Genomic DNA, 1,477 nt, shown 5'->3' on the forward strand with positions numbered 1-1,477 from the left:
GGAATCCCACATAACGTCATCAATACAAACGGGATGAGAAACCAGCTAGGTGAGACGAACCAAGCGAACTTGATTAAGGTGGAGCAAGGAGCTGGGGTACGGAGTGTTGATGGTAAGGGTAAAAATAATGTTAAAGATATAACTAAATTAACTGTTGATGATATACCAACTGCAAAGAGTGGGAATTTTAATAAATTCTTCAATTCCCTTACAAGTAGAGAACTAGACGAACTTTGGAAAGATAAAAAGATTAGAAAGAAAATTGAACGTCAACTTAGAGAACCTGGAGGTTTACATGAGCGGCACCTAGTTTCAAGGGCTCCGCATTTTAAGTATTGGAATATTGGTGCTGAAGAGATTAAAGATTTAAGAACAGCCATATCCGAGGTCAAATTTGTCAATCCAAACGGTGTGCATGGGGGATTAGGCTCAACTAAAGCACTTAATGAATTGTTAGCAATAATAGATACTTCTAGCGACTATAATTCATTTGTTAGACGACTAAATAATTGGTCTAATTATAGATTAGAGGGTGGAGTTTCGTCTTTACCACAAGGTTTAAAATTAAAGTAGGAGGATACTATAATGGAAAAACAAGGATGGGTTTCAATTTGGTTAGGGAATATTAACGATGAGGACTCAATAGGAGAGTATGTTGATTTAACGTATGATGAAGATGGCGAGTCTGTCCCTTCCCAATTCTTTATCGATTTTAATATTGATATGGATGAAACAGATGAGGATACTATAGAAAAAGCAGTTTATAAGAATAGTAGTAGTAATATTTCAGCATTATTAGATGGGTGTTCGTATGAAGAAATGGTCATCCCAAAAATCCAAAAAAGTATAACCCTAAAGAAATCATATAATGTAGTAATTTTAATATATAATTTTGAATATAAAAATGAAATTAGTTCAACAGGCGCTTTTGATTTTATTGCTGCTACAAATTATGAGTAAGAGAAATCTTAAAGGTATGGGGAATTGATTTAGTTGATGGTTAGCTCAGATGTAAATTATCTGGTAGAGGTGCTTTATAAGTAATATTCTAATCAGCTAGTTAATAAACAAGAAAATCCGCCAATACTCAATTACTTTGCTGAAAATTATTATTGGAATAATGGGTTTGAAGTACGTCTGGACAATATTAACCGATTAAGCATGTCCATCAAAGCCTCTTAAAAGAAGGGATAGTTATGACCCCGTGGAAAGACTTATTGGTAAAAATAAAAAAGATTGAAAAGAAATACGGAAGTTCACTTAAGAAGCGAGCATCACCTACAGAAATAATAAAAATGAATCAAGGGATTCAGCTGAATTTCGGGAATATGGTATTACCTGATTCGTATGAGAGATTTTTAAAAACTATAAATGGATTAAACTTTAATGAATTAGTAATTTATGGTGTTGATAAAGGTCTACTTGATAATGAATTAAATGAAGACATGCATGGTTTTATCGAGTCAAATGAACTTTG

At 33.1% G+C, this 1,477-nt stretch carries 2 protein-coding genes and 1 pseudogene; all 3 read left to right on the top strand.

From position 1 onward, the window contains the following. A pseudogene (locus A33I_RS19640) lies at window positions 1–573 on the top strand (WXG100 family type VII secretion target); the annotation flags it as partial. 12 nt (window positions 574–585) lie between these two features. Beyond that, entirely contained in the window at window positions 586–960 is a 375-nt protein-coding gene (locus A33I_RS19645) for an immunity 22 family protein (protein ID WP_022630024.1), read from the top strand. A 236-nt stretch (window positions 961–1,196) separates the two neighbouring features. Then, on the top strand, window positions 1,197–1,477 hold a 281-nt coding region (locus tag A33I_RS19650), incomplete at its 3' end, for a YrhA family protein (protein WP_022630025.1).

Source organism: Alkalihalophilus marmarensis DSM 21297, assembly GCF_000474275.2.
GTDB lineage: Bacteria > Bacillota > Bacilli > Bacillales > Bacillaceae_D > Alkalihalophilus > Alkalihalophilus marmarensis.

Excerpts from the sequence above, each read along its gene's own strand:
- A33I_RS19645 (WP_022630024.1), top strand. The coding sequence starts at position 586 with ATGGAAAAACAAGGATGGGTTTCAATTTGGTTAGGGAATATTAACGAT.